The sequence below is a fragment of the uncultured Alcanivorax sp. genome (genome assembly GCF_947258575.1).
In the GTDB taxonomy this organism is placed as follows: domain Bacteria; phylum Pseudomonadota; class Gammaproteobacteria; order Pseudomonadales; family Alcanivoracaceae; genus Alcanivorax.
Genome location: NZ_CAMYIV010000011.1, coordinates 423943 through 444391 on the forward strand (window position 1 = coordinate 423943; position 20449 = coordinate 444391).

A 20449-nucleotide genomic window follows, 5' to 3' on the forward strand; every position below is an offset into this window, starting at 1 on the left:
AGTTAATAGTTAACAGCGGAAAGCCGGTAAAGCGATGGCTAGCCTGATTCTGAGGTTCTGTATCGGCTTGATGCTTGGGGTTTGTTCAAGCCCTTCTCCCCTTGCGGGAGAGGGGCTGGGGAGAGGGGGAACGGCCTTGCTGAATAAAGAGGGCGCAACAATGAAAACCCAGAACCCTCAATGCGTCATCCTGCTCCATGGCCTGGCCAGAACTGCCCACGCCATGAAGAAAATGGAAAAGGCCCTGGTGAACACCGGCTACACCGTAGTGAACCAGGGCTACCCCTCCACCAAAAAAGACATCCAGACCCTCGCCGCAGAGACTCTGCCCAAAGCCCTGGCTAAATGCCCGGCCACCGGCACCATTCATTTCGTCACCCACTCAATGGGCGGCATCCTGCTACGCCAGTACCTCAGCCAGCACACCATCGAGAGAATGGGCCGCACCGTCATGCTCGGCCCGCCCAACCAGGGCAGTGAAGTGGTGGACAGTCTGGGTGACTGGGCCCCGTTCCAGTGGTTCAACGGCCCCGCCGGCAGCCAGATGGGCACAGGCCCCGACAGCGTCCCCAACCAGCTCGGCCCTGTGGACTTTCCCCTGGGCGTCATCGCCGGTAGCGACACCATCAACTTTCTGCTCTCCACCCAATTACCTGGCCCCAATGACGGCAAGGTCACCGTGGAAAGAACCAAGGTCGAGGGCATGCAGGACCATCTGGTCTTGCCGGTGACGCACCCGTTCATGATGCGTAATGGGGAGGTGATTGAGCAGGTGAAGGCATTCCTGGCAACGGGGGCGTTCAGCAAATAGGGATTGCGATTCCCCTTTTCAACGGAAGCTTCCGTTGAACCCGGAAAGGGAAATGCCAACATGTTGATTTAGTGGGGCTTTGGTTTTTCTGTCTCCGAGTTCAAAGGAAAGGAGTTATAAGGAAGGTTCCGCATAACTCCGTGTAGGAAATTGGCTATAGCCTGCCAAACGATTGTTATGGCAGGATTTTTTTCTGGTGCGGGGGTACGGTTCCAGAGTTATACGGAACCGGGTTATGCGGAACGTTCTAATTAATATGCTGTTAGGCGATAAAGACGTATGAGTGTTGAGCCACTAGCCGTCAAAGATGAAGAATCAGCTCATCCTATAGCAGGAAGCTGGCGGCCAGTCTTCCGAGCGGTTGTAAAAGCCTTTTCGGAGGATGACTTTGAGCTTTCTCGGGGAGTGGCCGGAGTGGCGCCAGTTGACTCGGGAATTGCCTCTCAAAACCGAGCATACGTCAGAAACTATGGCGAGCTCTTGGTGGAGTTGCCGGAAGATACATGGGCTACATCATGTGCGCAGTGGATGGGGAAGCATTGGGACGTTTTGGTTGACTTATATACTGAGGGCGAGGGAGCTAGCGATCTAGTTCTCACGGGCCAAATGAATGAACTGAACGGAAAGCCGCAATTTTCGGTGGGGCTTGTCTATGTTCCGTAACGCATCCGAACTGAGCCGCCTAACCAGCCAAAGCAGAGGGACACATTTTTGCTTCGCTGCGCTCAAAACGCAAATATGCGCCCCTGTTTGGGGCGTTAAAAGGCAATGCAAATGAGCGATGAGGGTGACTATGTTGAATGTTGCGAGCATGGCAAGCAGCAGGCGACGTATGTTTGCCAGCATATAGTGCAAAGTCTACGAGATGGAAAGCCGCGAGGATTCTGGTCTTCGGAAGAAAGTCCAGAGAACCCCCGTCCGGATTCTTGGTGTTCGGCCTGCGAGGATGTCGCAAATCGCGTAGGCGAATGGAACGATGAATCTGAAGCGTTTGCTGGCGTAAAGCTGCTTTGTGGAGCCTGCTACGATAAAGCCAAGCAAATGAACTTGGTTAACCGGAAGCGATGGTGGCAGCTATGGAAGTAAAACCTTTTAGCAAGGCCAGGAACGGCGACGACTTTTCCGTTGCGGCTTCGCCTCCACTACAAAACCGAGCGTGCTGGCGGCGTTAAGTATTTGAGGTGGGAATATGGATGAAACAATTGAAGTAAGTATTGTTTTCCCTTACATGATTTTGGTGCCCACATTTTGTGGAATTGTCACGAGCATAGTTTTCACATTTGCATCAAGTAAAAAGGTAAGCTCAACATTTTCACTTTTAGCTGCTGGTGTCGTACTGGCAGTTTTCTTTTCTCTTCTTGCCGGAGATGTTCCTGGGCCTTGGCAGGCCCCAAATGGATATCTCTTGGAAAGTCCAAGTCCAGGATCTGAGGAAATCGTTGAAGATTTCTTATCGTCAGAGAGAAGGAGAATATTCTACCAAGTTATATTCACTGTCGCGTGCTTAGTTCCTTCTTTGTTTATGGTTCGTAGGCTTGTTGGTCCTTCGAATGAAAACACTAATAAGTCAGGGCGGTAGGGCTTATCTTGCACCGCGCAATAAAAAAGCGAGAAGCAAACAGGCTTAGATCTTCCCATGCGCTAATATAAGGTCTAAACGTCCTCGGACGTCTCAGACTTGTGGCCGGGGCTTCGGGCCACTATCGATTCTCTCCGTAAACCAGCAAGCCGCCCCATTGTGGTAAAGTGGCCCCACAATCCCAACCCCGGACTCCGATATGCTCGTCTACCTCCTCGTCGCCTCCGACCGCCTGGATGAAAAGCAAGAAAAGAAGCTCAAGCGCAACCTGGCTGACCTGCAAGCGGCGTTGCAGACTTATGTGGATGAGAATGAAGCAGGCAAGGTCACTCTGATCAATGACTGCGAGAGTGACGATTGTGAGGACTGGCAACTGGGTATCAGCCAGCCGGTGAAGAAGAAGGCGCAGCTCAAGACGCCGGTCGCTCTGTTCAATGATCTTGCCAAGCAATACGCCATCGATTGTGAGGTCGGCTCTATTGAGAACGGTGAGCGTGATCCGGTGAGCTACTTTGGCAAGCAGGAAGGGCAGGGGGATGCGTTTCTGATCGGGGAGTATCTGGGCGTCTAGAGGGCGTTATTCCCGTTTACTGGCTCCGGAGCTGATCCTCTCAGCCTGCCGATCAGCATGAGTCTTGTGCAAGTCTGCATATCTTGAGCAATGCTCTTTGCGAGTCGCTTTTCTCCAGCCTTGCCATCAAGCGTGTGGCTGAATCTGCAGCCATTTTCCACTTTCTCTCCCTGACGAAGCTCGTAATACAGGGTCTCGAATTCCTCCTGGCTGGTTTCCCGGCGAATGCTGACGGATGGGCTGGATAGAAAGTCATCAAAGTCTGCCAGATTCTGGCTTTTGCGTAGTAGCGAATCAGCGTTCGCGGGGCTGGCCATGACGCAGGGCAGCAGTATCAGAAGCGTCTTTTTCATCACCCTCTCCTGAAAGACTCATGCCGTACAGCATAGCAGGGCCGTAGAGGGAAGAGCTCTCGGATGGCGATGGTAAATCGCCGTCCGAGAGACGGCTCCCACAGTGGGTGGGATGGGTCAGGTAACGCTTTTGATGGTGGGAGTGTACTGCGCCGCGTCGGTGGTGAATTCCGCGTGGCCATAGTCCACCAGTAGCTCGTTGATGCGCCTGACCAATATCTTGTCTGCAACCTTGTTGGCCACGGGAATGTCTTGCAGTGTCCGGTAGGCGATCAGGCGGGGCATGATGAATAGCGTGCCGATGCTGGACAGGGCGTAGTCGATCAGGTGCGGCTCCACGCCCATTTCTTTCGCTTTGGATTTGTCGTTTTTGCCGAGAAATGCCTGGTTGAAGAACACCTTGGAGACGCTGCGCTCTACCAGGTTGTGGAGCTTGCTGGTGAGCTTGTTGTCCTTTGGGCGGTAGACGGACATGGTGGCGCGAGTGAGTTCGCCGCAGGTGTCGTCGTCGTAGCCTTCGCGCAGGGTGCCGGAGTAGGTGAGCATGGTGTCGATAATGTCCGGCGCCTCGGCGGGTAGCAGTTCTTCGGGCAGGCCCAGCAGGAAGCACTGGTAGCGGGACAGCTCGACGATGGCCCGCTCGTTGTCGGTGAAATGCTTGCGGCCCTTGCGCATGGCTTTGAAGGCGGCCAGGTAGGCGGGCATGGTGCCAGCGGGCATCTGGTCTACCTGGGGGATGGGGATGCCGTAGATAGCCGGGTCCCATTTTTTTACGCGCTTGAGGATGTTGAAGCGGACCATGGAGTGCATCAGGCGGACCATGGCGGCGGCCTTGAAGCCGGGGCCGAAGCGTTCCAGGGCGCCGGGCAGGGTGGCGGTGGTGAAGAAGCTGGCGGTTTCGTTGATGCGCCGGTTTACCGAATCGTTGGCCAGGGTGCCGGTGATGGCCATGGGCAGGCCGGAGTACTTGTTCATGAAGGTGGCCACGAAGGCGCCACGGATCACGTAGGGGGCCAGGTTGGCCATCTGGTTGCGGCTCAGACGGGCGCCTTCGCGTACCAGGTCCATGTCCACCCAGTCCGGGGTGGTTTCCATGGCGGTGATGAAGTCCACCAGTTCCTGCGGCGCATCAGGGACTGCGTCGAGTCCTTCGTCGCAGGCTTTCTTGAGCATGCCGATCAGGTCGCGGAAGCTGTATTCCGGCATCAGCGCGGCGTAGGCATCGGCCACGGTGTCGCCCAGCAGGGTGTAGGCGCGGGCGCGCTCCACTTTCTCATTCTCGGCGAGGATTTTTTCGCGGTACTTCCTGGCGAAATGGCTCGGCAGGGTGCTGCGGATGTCCATGGAATCGGTGAAACGCTCCGGGGTGACATCGAAATCGATATCGCCATAGAGAGAGGGAATCCGGGTTTTCTGTAAGCGAACTTTTTCCCAGAGTGCGTCCAGTGACTGTGTCATCGGTAACCTCGGTAGACAGTGTCTTTCAATGCCCTACACATTGCGTATACCTGTCTGGCAAGACAATTAACGGAAGTCGCCTTTCTGTATAGGTTGGCCGGTTTTGGCCTGCTTTGACAGGGGAAAGTGGGCGGGAGGAAACAGATTTGGGTTGGGTGTTTGGGTTGGGCCAAGTGTTGTAGGAGCTATGCTTGCATGGCGAAAGGGGTGGGTTGGTTCGCCATGCAAGCATAGCTCCTACAGAGGCAAGCTTGGTGCTGTAGGAGCGTGCGGGTTTATTTCTCGTAGCCGGGGTTCTGGCGGTCCAGTTTGCGCAGCAGGCCGGGCCAGGCCAGGTTGCCGCCCATGCCTTTGGTGACCTGGGACGCCTGCTGTTTGATGGTGTTGACGATGCCATCCGGGATCGGGGTGAGCGGGCGGTTGCCGGACAGGGCCTGGAGCTGGATTTCGCAGGCGCGCTGGAGGATGAACATGCCCAGGAAGGCATCGGCGATGCTGCTGCCCACGGTGAGCAGGCCATGGTTGCGCAGGATCATGAAGTTGGCGTCGCCCAGGTCGGCCTGCAGGCGGGCCTTTTCGTCTTCACGCAGGGCCACGCCTTCGTAGTCGTGGTAGGCCAGGCTGGCCAGCGGGAACAGGCTCTGTTGCGACAGAGCGAGCAGGCCTTCCTGCTGGGCGGACACGGCCACACCGGCGGTGGTGTGGGTGTGCATCACGCAGTTGGCATCCTCGCGCACGGCGTGGATGGCGCTGTGGATGGTGAAGCCCGCCGGGTTGATATCGAAGTCACTGTCATCGAGTTTGTTGCCGGCCTGATCCACGCGCACCAGGCTGGAAGCGGTGATCTCGTCGAACATCATGCCGTAGGGATTGATCAGGAAGTGATGCTCGTCGCCGGGGATGCGGGCAGACAGGTGGGTAAAGATCAGGTCGTCCCAGCCGTGCAGGGCGATCAGCCGGTAGGCGGCGGCCAGATCCACACGCAGTTGCCATTCTTCTGCGCTGACGGTGTTTTTCTTGGACTGGATGGCATCCGGGGTCAATGTTGCCTGGCGGTTCATGGTAGCGCTCTCCCTTGTTTTTCGTTTTTACAGTGTAGAGGGAAAGACCTTATCCGGGGCAAGGGGAAAGCGATTGTACGTCGTGGCTGGCCGCAAAGATGGCGGTAACGGCACAGGGGAGGGATGTCGGGGTGAGTTCGGGAAGGAACGCATTCGCGGTGGCACCACCGCTCCCACGAGGGGAGCGGGGATCGGTGCCGGGTTAGCGCACTTCCATACCGGGCTGTGCACCACTGTCGGGGCTGAGGATGTGGATGTCCTCACCGCCGGGGCCGGCGGCCAGCACCATGCCTTCGGAAACGCCGAACTTCATCTTGCGCGGGGCCAGGTTGGCCACCAGTACCACCAGTTTGCCTTCCAGGTCTTCCGGGCTGTATTTGGCCTTGATGCCGGCAAACACATTGCGTTCGCCCAGTTCGCCCACGTCCAGGGTGAGCTGCAGCAGCTTGTCGGCCCCTTCCACATGGGCGGCTTTGGCTACGCGGGCCACACGCAGTTTTACCTTGAGGAAGTCATCGATGGTGATGGTGTCGTCTGCCACGTCGTCGGCCTTTTTCGGTTCGTTTTTGCTGCTGGCCGGTTTGGCCGGGACGTCTTCCTTGGAAGCAGTGAGCATGCTTTCGATCTGCGACATGTCGATGCGGTTGAGCAGCGGTTTGAACTTGGCGATCTCGTGGCCCAACAGCAGGGTGTCGCTGTCGTTCCAGGTCAGCGGCTCCACCTGCAGGAAGGCTTCCGCGCGCTCGGCCAGGGCCGGCAGTACCGGCTTCAGGTAGATCACCAGCAGGCGGAACACGTTGATGGCGGTGGTGCAGATGGCCAGCACTTCCTGTTCCTTGCCGTCTTCCTTGGCCAGGGTCCAGGGGGCCTTGTCGGCGATGTAGCCGTTGGCGTGGTCCGCCAGGGCCATGATTTCGCGCATGGCCTTGCCGAATTCGCGCTTCTCGTAGAAGTCGGCAAGGCGCGGTGCCGCTTCCTGTACTTCGCGAACCAGCAGCGGGTTGTCCAGCTCGTCGCTGAGGGTGCCGCCGAATTTCTTCACGAAGTTGCCGGTGCGGCTGGCGATGTTCACCAGTTTGCCCACCAGGTCGGAGTTCACTCGCTGGGCGAAGTCTTCCAGGTTCAGGTCGAAGTCATCCACCCGGCTGGAGAGCTTGGCAGCGAAGTAGTAGCGCAGGTATTCCGGGCCCAGGTGATCCAGGTAGGTGCGTGCCTTGATAAAGGTGCCGCGGGACTTGGACATCTTGGCGCCGTTCACGGTGACGAAGCCGTGGCTGTAGATGGCGGTGGGTTTGCGCAGGCCGGCGCCGTCGAGCATGGCGGGCCAGAACAGGCCGTGGAAGTTGATGATGTCCTTGCCGATAAAGTGGTACAGCTCGGCGGTGGATTCCTTGCCCCAGTAGTCGTCGAAACTCAGGCCTTCCCGGTCGCAGTAGTTCTGGAAGCTGGCCATGTAGCCGATGGGCGCGTCCAGCCACACGTAGAAGTATTTGCCCGGGTAGCCGGGGATTTCGAAGCCGAAGTAGGGGGCTTCGCGGGAGATGTCCCAGGGCTGCAGGTCTTCGATCCATTCCTGCAGCTTGTTGGCCACCTGCTCCTGCAGGGCGCCGGAGCGGGTCCATTCGCGCAGCAGGGGCTCGAACTTGGGCAGATCGAAGAACAGCTGGGTGGTTTCCTTTTCCACCGGGGTGGCGCCGCTGACGGAGGAGTAGGGTTCGATCAGCTCCGCCGGGGTGTAGGTGGCGCCGCACACTTCACAGTTGTCGCCGTACTGGTCTTCGGATTTGCACTTGGGGCAGGTGCCCTTGACGAAGCGGTCCGCCAGGAACATGCCTTTTTGCGGGTCGTAGAGCTGGGTAATGGTCTTCTCGACGATATAGCCGGCGTCCTTGTTGCGCTGGAACACCATTTCCGACAGGGCACGGTTTTCCGGGCTGTGGGTGCTGTAGTAGTTGTCGAACTGGATCTGGAAGTCGGCGAAGTCCTTCTCGTGGTCCGCTTTTACTTGCGCAATTTGTTGCTCCGGGGTGATGCCGTTTTCTTCCGCCTTGAGCATGATGGCGGTGCCGTGGGCATCGTCGGCGCACACATAGGTGCACTGCTCGCCGCGCAGTTTCTGGAAGCGTACCCAGATGTCGGTCTGGATGTATTCCAGCAGGTGGCCCAGGTGAATGGGGCCGTTGGCGTAGGGAAGGGCACTGGTCACCAGGATTTTGCGGGGCGTGTCACTCATGGGGTCGACGTCGTCATTCCGGAAAAAGGGTGGCCTATGATACGGGTGCGGCGGGGCTTTTTCATCCTGTGGGTGAACGGCTGTGCGGCATCTGCCACCGCTGATGACAGCAGGGGCCCGCTGCGGGGAATCTTGTGCTAGGGTTTCGCCTCAAAACAATTCTTTCAAGCAAGTGATTCCGGGGGCTCACGCAGGCCATGGGACGGCACCTTTTGCCGTCCGGCCACCCGGTCAGGGGAAGGTAACGATGTCACTGAGAGTGCGCATTCGGTGGTTGCTGGTGATTTCTGCGGCATGTTGTGTGGCCCTGGCCACCGTGGCGTTGTATTGGGTGAACCTGTCGCTGGTGGAAACCCTCACCGAGCGCAACGCCGAGCGGGAGCTGGAAAAGGTGGAGGCCTCGTTCCTGGATCAGCTTTCCATCCTGCGGGTGCGGGCGCAGGACTGGAGTCAGCAGCCGGACAAACCGCCTACCAATCAGGGGGGGTTAGGGTATCTGGATCTGATGATGGAACTGCGAGGCAGCTCGGTGGTGTGGAATAACGGCGCCGATGAGATCGCGTCTCCGGTGTTTGCCACCCTGGCGGAGCGGTTTGACGAGCAGGGCTGCATGCCGATCTGGGGAGTGGTAAAGGTGGAGGGCCGCCCCCTGTTGTTCAGCACTGCGGTGGAGGTGGGCTGCCAGGCCTACCTGCTGGGGGTATGGCTGGACAGTGACTGGATGAGCTATCTGTCGGACCGGGTGGGCCACGCGTTGTACGTGCGCGAGGTGCCCGCTTCATTGAAGCCGCAACGTGGCCTGACTGTGGCTGAGAGTGATCAGTTGCTCGGGCGTTTTCCTGTGCCGGATTTTCTCGGTGGCAATCCGCTGGAAGTAGTGGTGGAACTGCCTCGCGATGGCTACAAATCCTTGAACCTGTCGGTATTGGTGATCGGATTGATCATGGCGGTGCTGGCCGGGCTTACCGTGATGGTGATCAACTACCGGATTCAGCCGATGTTGTTCGGACGCTTGAACCTGGTGCATAACGCGGTGCGTTCCATCGCCCGGGGAGGGGCGCTGGACCAGCGGGTGCCGGTGCTGGGTAACGATGAAATCGGTGCCCTGGCGGAAGATTTCAACGCCATGGTGGACAGCATCAACCACGCCCAGACCCAGCTGGCGGATGCCCGCCGTCAGGCGGAAGAGGCGAGCCAGACCAAGAGTCAGTTTCTGGCCAATATCAGCCATGAAATCCGCACCCCGATGACGGCGATTCTCGGTTATACCGAACTGTTGCGTGATGGTTCCCTGAGCCAGGCAGATCAGAATCGTTATCTCACCATTATTCAGCAGAATGGCGATGCCCTGCTGGCACTGATTAATGATGTGCTGGACCTGTCGCGTATCGAGGCGGGGCAATTACATAACGAGCAGCGTCTGTTTTCCGTGACCGAGCTACTGGATGAAGTGGTCGATAGTCTGCAATTACGGGCGCAGGAAAAGCAGATTGATCTTGGTCTCAATTATCTCTCGGCCATGCCGATGACCGTGTGTGGCGATGCCTTCCGGCTACGCCAGATTCTGGTGAACCTGGTAGGCAATGCAGTGAAGTTCACTGAGGAAGGCCAGGTTCAGGTCCGCGCTAGCTGGTCGGAAGTGGAGCAGCAGCTGCAGGTGTCGGTGGAGGATTCCGGCATTGGCATCAGTGACGCGGAGCAACAGAAGATTTTTCAGCCGTTTTCCCAGGCGGACGCTTCCCATTCCCGTCGCTATACAGGAACCGGGCTGGGGTTAAGCATTGCCCGCCAGCTGGCCCGTTCCCAGGGTGGTGATATCTCGGTGTTCAGTGAGCTGAACAAGGGCAGCCATTTCTCCCTGGCAATGCCACTGTCTCAGGCGACTGAAGTGGATATGCGGGACGCTGCGGCCCAGCAGCTGCCTGAACTGGCCGGGACCGCCATGGAGCTGAAAGGCCGGGTGTTACTCGTGGAAGATAACGCGGTGAATCGTTTGTTTGTCCGCAAAGTGCTGGAAAAATCCGGTATGCAGGTGGTTGAAGCCGAGGATGGGCGCGAAGCCTGCCGTTATTATACCGAGGACAGTTTTGATCTGGTGGTGCTGGATATGCAGATGCCGGTGATGGACGGCTATGAAACCGCCCAGGCTCTTCGTGACCGGGGTTTTGCGGGCCCGATACTGGCATTAACCGCCAACGTACTGGCGGTGGACCGCCAGCGCTGCATGGATGCGGGCTGCAATGCCTTCCTTGGCAAGCCCATTCGCGTGAAACAACTGATTACCGTGTGTGCAGGGTTGCTTGCTCAGCCAGAGATCCCTGAAGGGGTAGCGACCTGACCGCGATGGAGCGCTTCGCGCACCTGTTGCTGGGAAACCGGTTTGCTCAGGTAGTCATCCACGCCGGCGTCGCGGGCTTTTTGTACATAATCGCCGGTGGCATGGGCTGACAGGGCGATAATCCAGCAATGTGGGTGAGCGGTGGATGCCTGCTCCAGGGTGCGGATTTCCCGGGTTGCCTGGTAACCGTCCATCACCGGCATCTCACAATCCATGAAGATGATGTCCCAGTAACCGGGTTGTTCGCCAACCAGTTCCAGAGCCTGCTCGCCGTCACTTACCAGGGTCGCGTAGATACCCAGGGATTTGAGAATGCTGTCGATCACCAGCTGATTGACCGGGTTATCTTCGGCCACGATCACGTTCAGGGCGTTGCCCTTGTCCAGCACGATGGCGGGTTCTTCAGCGCTTTGTTGGGCAAGCTGTTCGTCATGGCCGGTGAGTAGGCTGCGTTTGAGAGCCTGACAGGAGAACGGCGTTTCGATCAGCAACAGGTTCTCGGGCAGATTGTCGCTCAGCGGTTTGCCGGTGGGGTGTAGCAGTACCAGCACCGGGTTACCGAAGTGTTGTTTCAGCCGTTGCACATACTGCGGGTTTTCCAGCACCGCATGCTCGGCGATGACAAAGTCCACCGGCCGTGACGGATTGGCCGGATCCAGAGCGCTTTCCACATCACGGTATTCCAGGGTCTTGGCTCCCCAGCGCGTGAGAATCTGGGACAGGCTCAGCAACTGGGCCGGGGTATTGGAAATGAGCAGGGCACTGCGGTTGCTCAATACCGGTTTGCTTTGCGGTTTTTCCACTTCCACCGGCAGGGACAGCCAGAAGGTGGCGCCACGGCCCAGCGAGCTGGACACACCGATATCGCCATTGAGCAGTTCGATCAGCCGTTTGCAGATCACCAGCCCGAGACCGGCGCCAGTATGTTTGCCCTTGCCGGACAGCTCGTGGAATGCCTGGAACAAACTGTTCTGCTGCCCTTCGTCCAGGCCGACACCGGTATCCACCACTTCAAACATCAGCACGCAGAGGTTTTTTTCATTCACCGGTTGTTTCACGGTGACGTGCAGCGAGACATTGCCTCGCTCGGTGAATTTGAAGGCATTGCTGAGCAGGTTGGTAATGATCTGCTTGAGACGGATCGGGTCGGTCTTGATGCGTTCGGGAACGCGGCTGTCGATATGGATATACAGCGGCAGTTGTTTCTCGCTGGAACGCAGGGCAAACAGCCGCACACAGTCGTCGACAATGCTTTCCAGCTGCACGCTCTGGTAATCCAGCTCCAGCTTGCCGGATTCAATCTTGGAATAATCGAGAATGTCGTTAATGACGGTGAGCAGGGACTGGGTGGACTGGTAGATGGTGCCCACATACTGAGCCTGCTGCTGGGTCATGGAGGTGCGACGCAGCAAGTCGGTCATACCCATGATGCCATTCATGGGGGTGCGGATTTCATGACTCATGGTAGCCAGGAATTCGCTCTTGGCATGGTTGCGAGCGCCGGCTTTGAAGGCTTCCATTTCCGCAATCGCTTTTTCGCGAATGGAGTCGGAATGGGCTTCCTTGAGTCGGCTGATGCGCCGGGCCAGCGCCAGTGACAACAGAATGACTTCCAGGAACACACCGGTCTGGACCAGGTTTTCCGTGAGGCTGGTGCGGGGCAGTACGCCGTATTTGTTCAGCGCCATGGCCGCTACACCGGTAATGAAGCAGGCCCAGGCAATGGTGAAAATACGGGCGTCCGGGTCGCCGGCGCGGGCACGTAACAGGCCGACCACCAGGATGCTGAAGTCCATCACCAGAATGGCGCTGACGGAAATCGGAATCAGGAAACCCCGGCTGGTAAAGGGGGCGGCGAGAAACAGCAACGTACCGATAATCACCAGGCCTTTCAGCCATACCGCCAGGCGCGGCGCCTTTTCCCGCAGCGACAGAAAATGCAGCGTAAACAACGGCGGCAGCAGCACGATCAAGGGTAGCAGGTAGTGAATGATGTACTGGCTGACAAGCGGAGAATGCGGCCACAGGTAACGGTGGGCATAGCCGTGGAGTACCGCCAGGAACAGGGTGACCACCGCCGACCAGCACACATATAGCAGGTAGACCTTTTCGCGAATGGAGAAAAACAGCGACAGGTTGTAGAGAATCATCACCAGCATGCCGCCGAAAAAGAGTCCCTGGATAATGGTCTGGTTCTGCGAGGAGCGAGCGAATTGTTCCTGGCTAAGCAGTTGTATAGGCAACTGGATGCTGTGGGGAGAGGTGACCTTGAGATAAAAACTGCTGTCCTTGCCGCTGGGCAGAGACAGCGGGAAAGCGGGAGTAGGGTAGTTGCCCGGGCGAACGGCAAAATCCCGATCCATGCCGGCCTGGAAGTGACTGATCAGGGTGCCGCCGGCATCCAGCTGGTAGACGTCCAGCTCGCCAAGCATGGCGTAATCAACCAGCAGCTGCCAATCGCTGTGCCGGGGGTTCTGATTCCGCACGGCAAATCGGAACCAGCAGTGCTGATTGGTGAATCCCAGGTTTGGCATTTCTCCCCGGCTGGATTGCCAGGGTAACGTCGGGCGTTTTTGCAGGGCATTAATGGTCGGCGACTGTGCCGCAGGGGTACAGAAGTAATCCAGCCCTTGATAGGGGTGTAGTTCTTCCTGCTTTTCGCCAATAATCTGCAGCTCGGGACCGTTAGCCCATACGGCTGATGTCAGCCCGAGTGAGAGAAAGGCAATAAGCAGAATAAAGGCAGTTTTCGCATCCTTGAGCAACGTTTTTATTCCTGACAGAGGGTGCCGTTTATTTCGGGCCCGGACGAGTGACCATGAGGCTGCCTGCACCGCTTAACCGTGATGCTAGCAGCGTGGGCCGGGGGGCTCAATGCAGGGGGGACATAAGCCATGAGTCAAAGTGTGAACCGTTTTGCCGTAGGGCCGGTGGTGGGTGAGGCCGGTGACACCCATGTAAGAGTGTTCGGAGCGCTGCCAAAAGGGAAGCTGGGAGCCGGAAAAAAATGGTTGTGGGGGCGGATTCGCTGGCGCAGCAAGGGAAGCACTGACTGGTCTCCGGCGAGAGAGTTTCGGCTTAACGGCAATTTCGATGGCTCCGGTGTGGTGATTCTCAATCAGTTGCAGCCCGGCACCCGCTATGAATATCAGGCTGGCTGGGTGGCTACGGAAGATGAGGTGGCGCTGGACTGGGATACCGCCGATCAGGGAGAGTTTCTTACCAATCAGCCGGATGCGGATGCCACGCGCTTTTTTTTCGGCTCCTGTTGTTACCGGTTTGTCGGCCTGGATGGTGAAATTCAGGATGATCGGGCAGACAAGATTTTTGCCGAAATGTCCTCGCGGGCGGATAGCTCGAAACCGGATTTTGTCCTTTTCGGCGGAGATCAGGTGTACGCCGATTCCATGTATATGTTCGGTGCTGCCACTACCCGAGAGGATTTTGATGCGCTTTATCGGGAAAGTTTTTCCCAGCCCCACCTGGCGAAATTGCTGCGGCATACCAACAGCTACATGATCCTTGATGATCACGAGATCGAGAATAACTGGCCAGCACGGGCTAATGCAGAGTTGTGGACCAGCAAATATCCCGCCGCCATCAAGGCCTATCAGATTTATCAGGCCTCCCATTCTCCGGCGGCACCCCTGAATCAGGCGGGCACCTATCTGGATCGTGATCCGGACCGGTTCTGGTACACCTTTTCGCGGGGGCCGGCGGATTTCTTTGTCATGGATGTGCGCACCGAGCGGGTATTGAGTCGCTGGCCCTGGCAGCGCCGCATGATCGGCGATATTCAGGAGCAGGCTTTTATCGAGTGGCTGGATCGTGACCCGGACCGCATCAAGGTGCTGGTCACCTCCGTCCTGCTGTTCCCGGAACAGCGACGCCCGTTCCGCGGCAAGGATGCCTGGGAGGGGTTCATGCACCAGCGCCAGCGGTTGCTGGAGGCTATGGGGCGCAGCCGTAGCGACAAGCTGGTGGTGCTGAGTGGGGATGTGCACGCCTCTCTCTACGCCTGTTTGACGTTGAACGGTGGCAAGCAGGTGCATAGCTGGACCTGCTCCGGTTTGTTCTGGCCCACCGCGCTGCGGGCGTTCCGTTGGTATCGCCCCATGATTCGGGTGCCGGGTGTGCTCCATGGGGGCTGGGGCAAGCCTCTGGGCCGGGTGGAAGTCCCCGGCGAGGTATTCAGCGATAACGCCTTCTCCGAGGTGAGCTTGAGCGCCGAGGGTGCCAGCTTCCAGCTGTTCGATCGCAGGCAGCGGCCGATAAGCGAGGCAAGCCGTCAGATTCGCTGGCGTTGATCCAGGTTGCTGGTGCGTTCCTGCAATAATCCCCATGGCTTGCCGGGGCCACCACGTCCACCTATGGCAAATGGCTTACAGAAGATGTAGCCAATCGCGTCTTATGCCGCCCCGGCGGTTTCCCTAAAGTGGATCTCGCAAGGACGCAATCGAACAAGGATGTTCAATTTCGGCCCCGGTACAGCCCGCCCGCCATTCCCCAAGTGGCGGGCGTTCTTTTTCCCTCTTTGATTGCACCCCCTCGAATACGGATAATGCACGGCCCTGAACACGGAGCCGCCCATGTCTGACTCATCCGCAGATCGCGATATTCTCAAAGCCAAACTCAATCAGGAAACCGCCAAGGCCAGCTGGAAAGAGCTGCAGCCGTTTTTCGCCCGTGGCCAGACGGTCTATGTGGCACCAGAACTGGATCTGATCGAGGTGGCACTGGCGTTTTCAGAAGACCAGGCCGATACCCTGTCTCTGTGGCGGGACAAGGGGCAGGTGGACAAGGTCACTGATGATCAGGCCGCCAAGTGGTTTGAGATCGATCAGGGCCTATGGACGGTGGTGGTGATGCCCTGGGTGCTGGTGCAGCCGGTGCAGGTGCAGTAAGACTGCTAGAAACGTAGGGTGCACTGAGCCTAAGGCGAACTGCACCGATTCGCCGCCGGAATGGTGTAGTTCGCCTTAGGCTCAGTGCACCCTACGCAGCGATAAAGCCTGGTTGTGCGCGCTACTGCTTTCCTGTCTCCCCCTGTGGCACTTTGCCGATCAAATCACGGCAACGGGCTGGTATTGGTCTATTCCTCCGGTATAGAGTGAAACCGAGGCCGCTGGCCCCTTGCCGGCGCGCCCGAACGGACGCCGGAGGATTCGATGCAGGATGACGTCGCGCAGCGCCAGGCCCTGTTACAGGCCCAGCTTGAAGCGCTGGCTACCGCCCACGTCGGGGTTGAACATCAGCCCCTGTTCCGCAGTTTCATGGCGGCTTATTTTGAAATGAGCAGCCAGGCGGCGCTCACCGCCCGTACCCCCGAGCAGCTTTTTCATATCGCCCAGCAACACTGGATGATGGCCTTCCAGCGCCACCCTGAAGAAACCCTGATTCATTTGAAGCCACCCACCCGCCCAGGTGGGCTGGCGGCGCTGCGAACGGTGACCGATGACGTGCCATTTCTGGTGGATTCGATCGCCATGGCAGTACGAGATGCGGGGACGGCCATCGACTGGACCATTCATCCAGTGATCCAGGTGCTTCGTGATACTCATGGGCACATGACCCGGGTGGTCGGCGTTGGCGATGGCGAGAATCCGGCGGAATCCCTGGTCTATGTAGAATTCGAACCCCTGGCCAGCGACGAGGCCTATGAGCATCTTCAGGAATCCCTGGAGCAGGTGCTGGGTGAATTGCGTCTGGTGGTGCAGGATTTCCCGGCCATGCTGGATAACCTGGAAGCCACGCAGAAAAATCTCTCTGCGGATTTTCCCGGTCGTGACCAGGAAGAGCTTGCCGAGGCCCGGGCCTTTATTGACTGGTTGTCACTGGACCATTTTACCTTTCTGGGCTATGCCCGCTCGCGGGCAGAGCCTGTGGATGATGGCATCAAGCTTTCCCTGGATCATGATGCCGGGCTCGGCCTGGCCCGGCCCGGCAGCCGTTATGCCAACGCGGAAGAATTTATTGCTCCCCACGACGAGATGGCCAAGTACATTGCCCATGGTCGTCTGGTGGTGGTGACCAAGGCCAACGCCCGTTCGCCGATCCACCATCCCCATTACATGGATGTGGTATCGGTAAAACGGTTGGCCGAGGACGGCACCGTTGAGGGGACCGATCGTTACATCGGCTTGTTCTCGCTGGATGCCTATATCAATCGCCCCCGGGACATTCCGTTGATCCGTCGCAAGGTCAATTATGTGTTGGATCGCTCCCGTCTGCCCGAACGGTCCCACTCTGGCAAACATCTGCGCGACATCATCTATCAGTTACCCAGAGACGAACTGTTCCAGTGCAGTGAAGAGGAGCTCTATAGCATTTGCATGGGGATCCGTGCCCTGCGGGACCGTCACCACCTCAGTCTGTTCATGCGACGAGATCGTTATGGGCGGTTCTATTCCTGCATGGTTTATCTGAGCCGGGAGCGTTATTCCCGGGAACTGCGTGATCATGTCACCGCCGAGTTGAAGCAGCTCTGCAATGGCAGTTCGGTGGAACGCACGGTGGATTTTCTGCGTGAGGGGCTGGCACGGATTCATTGCATTATCCGCATTCCCCAGGGGACCCATCTGGCCATGTCACAGGCCCAGGTGGAAGAACGCTTGTTGGCAGTCACCCGCACCTGGGCTGATCAGCTTCGCGACATCCTGCGTCAGGAGGGTGAGCATGGCGAAGAGGGTGCCGCGCTGGCGCAGCGCTATGGCGACGCTTTCCCGTTGGGCTATCAGGAAAGCACTGACCCGATGGAAGCTGCGGCGGATATTCACTACCTGGCGCAATTGAATGACCGCCAGCCGGTGCTGCCCTCGCTATCCATCAATAGCGGCGACGGGGCTGCCTGCCCCACCAGCCTGCGTCTCTATAGCCAGAACAAACCGATTGGCCTGTCAGATGTGCTGCCCGCACTGGAAAATTTCGGTCTGCGAGTGGTGAGACAGGAGCCTACTCAGGTCATGCCCCGTGATGGTGGGGCCCAGTGGGTGCAGGTGTTCGATGTGCAGGTGCATGGCGACTGCGCGCTGGGGCCGGTGCAGCAGAAGCGCTTTTTTGAGGAGGCGTTTCTGGAATGCTGGCACGGCAACACGGAAAACGACGGCCTTAACCGGTTGGTACTGTTGGCCGGTCTCAATTCCCGGCAGATCGTCTGTTTGCGGACGCTGACCAAGTACCTGGTACAGACCGGTTTGCCCTATTCGCAGAACTATATGGAACAGTTGCTGGCGGACCATGCCAGCATTGCCCGTTCCCTGGTGCAGCTGTTTGAAACCCGTTTTGACCCCGCAATCAGCGACGAGCGCCGCAAAAACGAGGGCATCAAGCTGGCCCAGACCCTGGATCACCAGCTGGACCAGGTGGCCTCGCTGGATGCAGATCGGGTGTTACGTGCCTTCCTCAGTGTGGTGCGGGCCGGCTTGCGTACCAATTTCTACCAACCGGATGCGGCCGGCCACGACAAGTCCTACGTGAGCCTGAAGCTGGACCCGAGTCAGGTATCGGAACTGCCGCCGCCGCTGCCCATGTATGAAACCTTCGTCTATTCACCCCAGATGGAGGGTATTCACCTGCGCGGTGGTCCGGTGGCCAGGGGCGGGCTGCGCTGGTCCGACCGGCGTGAGGATTTTCGTACCGAGGTGTTGGGCCTGGTGAAGGCGCAGATGGTGAAGAACGCCATTATCGTGCCGGTGGGGGCCAAGGGCGGCTTTGTGCTCAAACGGGGCACCCCGGCGGACCGGGACGCCTGGCAGCAGCAGGGTGTCACCTGTTACAAGGAATTTATTCGCGGGCTGTTGGATATCACTGATAACCGGGTCGCAGATCAGGTAGTGCCGCCGGCCGCCGTGGTTCGCCATGATGGCGATGATCCCTATCTGGTGGTGGCCGCCGACAAGGGCACCGCCACCTTTTCTGATATCGCCAATGGCCTGGCCGAAGAATACGGTTTCTGGCTGGGTGATGCTTTTGCCTCCGGCGGCAGCGCCGGCTATGACCACAAGAAGATGGGCATTACTGCCCGCGGTGCCTGGGAAAGCGTCAAGCGTCACTTCCGGGAAGCGGGCAAGGATATCCAGACAACGCCCTTTACCGTGGTGGGCATCGGCGATATGGGCGGCGATGTGTTCGGCAACGGCATGCTGTTGTCTGAACAGATCAAGCTGGTGGCGGCCTTCAACCACATGCATATCTTCATTGATCCGGACCCGGACCCGGAGACCACCTTTGTCGAACGTCAGCGGCTATTCACCACGCGGGGTACCACCTGGGAGGATTTCGATGCGTCGCTGATTTCCGACGGTGGCGGGGTCTGGTCGCGCAGTGCCAAAAGCATCACTCTCAGTCAGCAGGCCTGCGACGCTCTGGGTATTGAGCAACGCACCCTGACACCGGCGGAGTTGATCACCGCCATCCTCAAGGCACCGGTGGAGCTGCTCTGGAACGGGGGGATCGGCACCTACGTAAAAGGGAACAACGAAAGTCCGGCACAGGTGGGAGACCGGGCGAATGATGCCATCCGCATCAATGGTCGCGACCTGCGTTGTCAGGTGGTGGGCGAGGGCGGCAACCTGGGGCTGACCCAGCTGGGCCGCATCGAGTACGCGCTGAACGGCGGCTGTATCAACACCGATGCCATCGACAATTCCGGTGGTGTGCACAGCTCCGACCGAGAAGTGAACATCAAGATTCCACTCAACCAGCGGCTACGTGATGGTCGCCTGGACCGGGAAACCCGTGACCCGCTACTGGAGCGGATGACCGATGACGTGGCAACGGCCGTGCTGCGCGATAATTATGTGCAATGTCTGGCCCTGAGCCTGCTGGAATTCAATGCCGCCAGCCGTCTCGACGAACACGCCAACCACTTGCGCACCCTGGAACGCCAGGGCTCGCTCACACGCTCGGTGGAATACCTGCCGGATGATGAAGGGCTCAGCGAGCGACGCACCCGTGGCAAGGGGCTGACCCGGCCGGAACTGTCGGTGTTGTTGTCCTACACCAAGAACGCCCTGTTTGATGCCATGCTGGCCACGGATGTGCCGGACGACCCCTTCTTCGATCAGGACGTACTCAACTACTTCCCGAGCGAGTTGGTGGAATCCTTCCGCGAGGATCTATTGGCCCATGGTTTGCGCAGGGAGCTGATTGCTACTGTGCTGTCCAACGCGGTGGTCAATCGCATGGGCTTTTCCTTTGTTCACCGTTATGCCGATGAGCATGGGCTGTCCTTGCACCGTATCGTCAAGGCCTATGCCATGGCCCATGCGGTATTCGATGGGGACCTTTACTGGGCACCGGTGGATGGCCTGGATGGCAAGGTGGACAGCCAGGTTCAGCTGCGCCTCTATGGTCGTGTCATCGGCCTGATGAAGCATGTCACCACCTGGCTGATTCATTACAAGTGGGGCCGCCGCCCGGTGGCGGAAGCGGTCAACCGTTATCGCCAGTCCATCGGTGAGCTGGAAGCCATGCTGCCGGATATCCTGCCGGGCATTTACCGCCAGGAATGGGACCAGGCCGTGGCCGGTATGGGCGACGATGGCGTGCCGGAAAAAGAGGCTCGCCTGCTGGCCAACACCATGGTGCTGGGCAGTGCGCCGGACGTGATCGAATTGGCCTCCCAGGCTCAGGTGCCGCTGAAACTGGCGGCGGAGGTCTACTTCCTGGTGGGCGACCGCCTGCAGATCCTCTGGCTGTTGTCCGCCATCATCGACCTGAGCGTACAGGGTCGCTGGCAGGCCCTGGCCCGCGCCAACCTGCGCGAGGACTCTTATCGCCTGCATCGTCAGGTGGCTGCCAAGGTGCTGGAACAGGAGGGCGACAATGCCGCCGCTCGCTTTGCTGCCTGGGAAGAAAAATCCAAGCGCAAGGTCGCCTTCGGCATTCACCGGCTGCAAACCTTACAGGCCGACAGTCCCCACGACTTCATGACCCTGGCAGTGGGGGTGCGCGAGTTGCGCAAGCTGAGGAGTTTGTAGGGGGCGCAGGCACCACCTCCCCCGTTGGAGCCTTGCTCGCAAGGCGAAAGGGTTGCCCGTTTCGC

Annotated in this window: 12 protein-coding genes; 7 read left to right on the forward strand and 5 right to left on the reverse strand. The window is 58.5% G+C overall.

The annotated features are described in order from the left end of the window. Window positions 1-160: 160 nt before the first annotated feature. The 3 genes from Q0Y02_RS13000 (at window position 161) to Q0Y02_RS13010 (ending at window position 2961) form a co-directional block, all read left to right on the forward strand. A complete protein-coding gene (locus Q0Y02_RS13000) occupies window positions 161-811 on the forward strand; it encodes an alpha/beta hydrolase (RefSeq protein WP_297769154.1) in 651 nt (216 codons plus the stop codon). A 1189-nt stretch (window positions 812-2000) separates the two neighbouring features. Further along, entirely contained in the window at window positions 2001-2390 is a 390-nt protein-coding gene (locus Q0Y02_RS13005; RefSeq protein WP_297769157.1) for a hypothetical protein, read from the forward strand. A gap of 199 nt (window positions 2391-2589) precedes the next feature. Beyond that, window positions 2590-2961: a hypothetical protein gene (locus tag Q0Y02_RS13010; protein WP_297769160.1), complete on the forward strand. Its 372-nt coding sequence runs from the start codon at window positions 2590-2592 to the stop codon at window positions 2959-2961. Here the strand turns inward: Q0Y02_RS13010 and Q0Y02_RS13015 are convergent. From Q0Y02_RS13015 to metG, 4 genes are all read right to left on the reverse strand, one after another. Next, on the reverse strand, window positions 2958-3314 hold the full coding sequence (locus tag Q0Y02_RS13015) for a hypothetical protein (protein ID WP_297769163.1): 357 nt from the start codon (window positions 3312-3314) through the stop codon (window positions 2958-2960). The genes Q0Y02_RS13010 and Q0Y02_RS13015 overlap by 4 nt on opposite strands. Before the next feature lie 117 nt (window positions 3315-3431). After that, window positions 3432-4772 (reverse strand): oxygenase MpaB family protein, encoded by a 1341-nt coding sequence (locus Q0Y02_RS13020; protein WP_297769166.1) that lies wholly within the window; start codon window positions 4770-4772, stop codon window positions 3432-3434. A 275-nt stretch (window positions 4773-5047) separates the two neighbouring features. Next, window positions 5048-5833: a class II aldolase/adducin family protein gene (locus Q0Y02_RS13025; RefSeq protein WP_297769169.1), complete on the reverse strand. Its 786-nt coding sequence runs from the start codon at window positions 5831-5833 to the stop codon at window positions 5048-5050. 202 nt (window positions 5834-6035) lie between these two features. After that, window positions 6036-8066, reverse strand: a complete 2031-nt coding sequence (metG, locus tag Q0Y02_RS13030) for a methionine--tRNA ligase (protein WP_297769173.1) — start codon at window positions 8064-8066, stop codon at window positions 6036-6038. A gap of 247 nt (window positions 8067-8313) precedes the next feature. Here metG and Q0Y02_RS13035 point away from each other — a divergent pair, with 247 nt between their 5' ends. Next, window positions 8314-10404 carry an ATP-binding protein gene (locus Q0Y02_RS13035; protein WP_297769176.1) on the forward strand — a complete coding sequence of 697 codons (2091 nt, stop codon included), beginning with the start codon at window positions 8314-8316 and terminating at the stop codon, window positions 10402-10404. On the opposite strand, the gene Q0Y02_RS13040 is transcribed toward Q0Y02_RS13035, so the two are convergent. Next, complete coding sequence (locus Q0Y02_RS13040) at window positions 10371-13169, reverse strand: hybrid sensor histidine kinase/response regulator (RefSeq protein WP_297769179.1); 2799 nt, start codon at window positions 13167-13169, stop codon at window positions 10371-10373. The two genes, Q0Y02_RS13035 and Q0Y02_RS13040, sit on opposite strands and share 34 nt — an antisense overlap. A gap of 129 nt (window positions 13170-13298) precedes the next feature. Between Q0Y02_RS13040 and Q0Y02_RS13045 the strand changes: the two genes are divergently transcribed. The 3 genes from Q0Y02_RS13045 (at window position 13299) to Q0Y02_RS13055 (ending at window position 20384) form a co-directional block, all read left to right on the forward strand. Then, window positions 13299-14711, forward strand: a complete 1413-nt coding sequence (locus tag Q0Y02_RS13045) for an alkaline phosphatase D family protein (protein WP_297769182.1) — start codon at window positions 13299-13301, stop codon at window positions 14709-14711. Window positions 14712-14993: 282 nt separating this feature from the next. Further along, complete coding sequence (locus Q0Y02_RS13050) at window positions 14994-15308, forward strand: DUF2288 domain-containing protein (RefSeq protein ID WP_272979952.1); 315 nt, start codon at window positions 14994-14996, stop codon at window positions 15306-15308. A gap of 264 nt (window positions 15309-15572) precedes the next feature. After that, window positions 15573-20384: an NAD-glutamate dehydrogenase gene (locus tag Q0Y02_RS13055; RefSeq protein WP_297769189.1), complete on the forward strand. Its 4812-nt coding sequence runs from the start codon at window positions 15573-15575 to the stop codon at window positions 20382-20384. The last annotated feature ends 65 nt before the right edge of the window (window positions 20385-20449 follow it).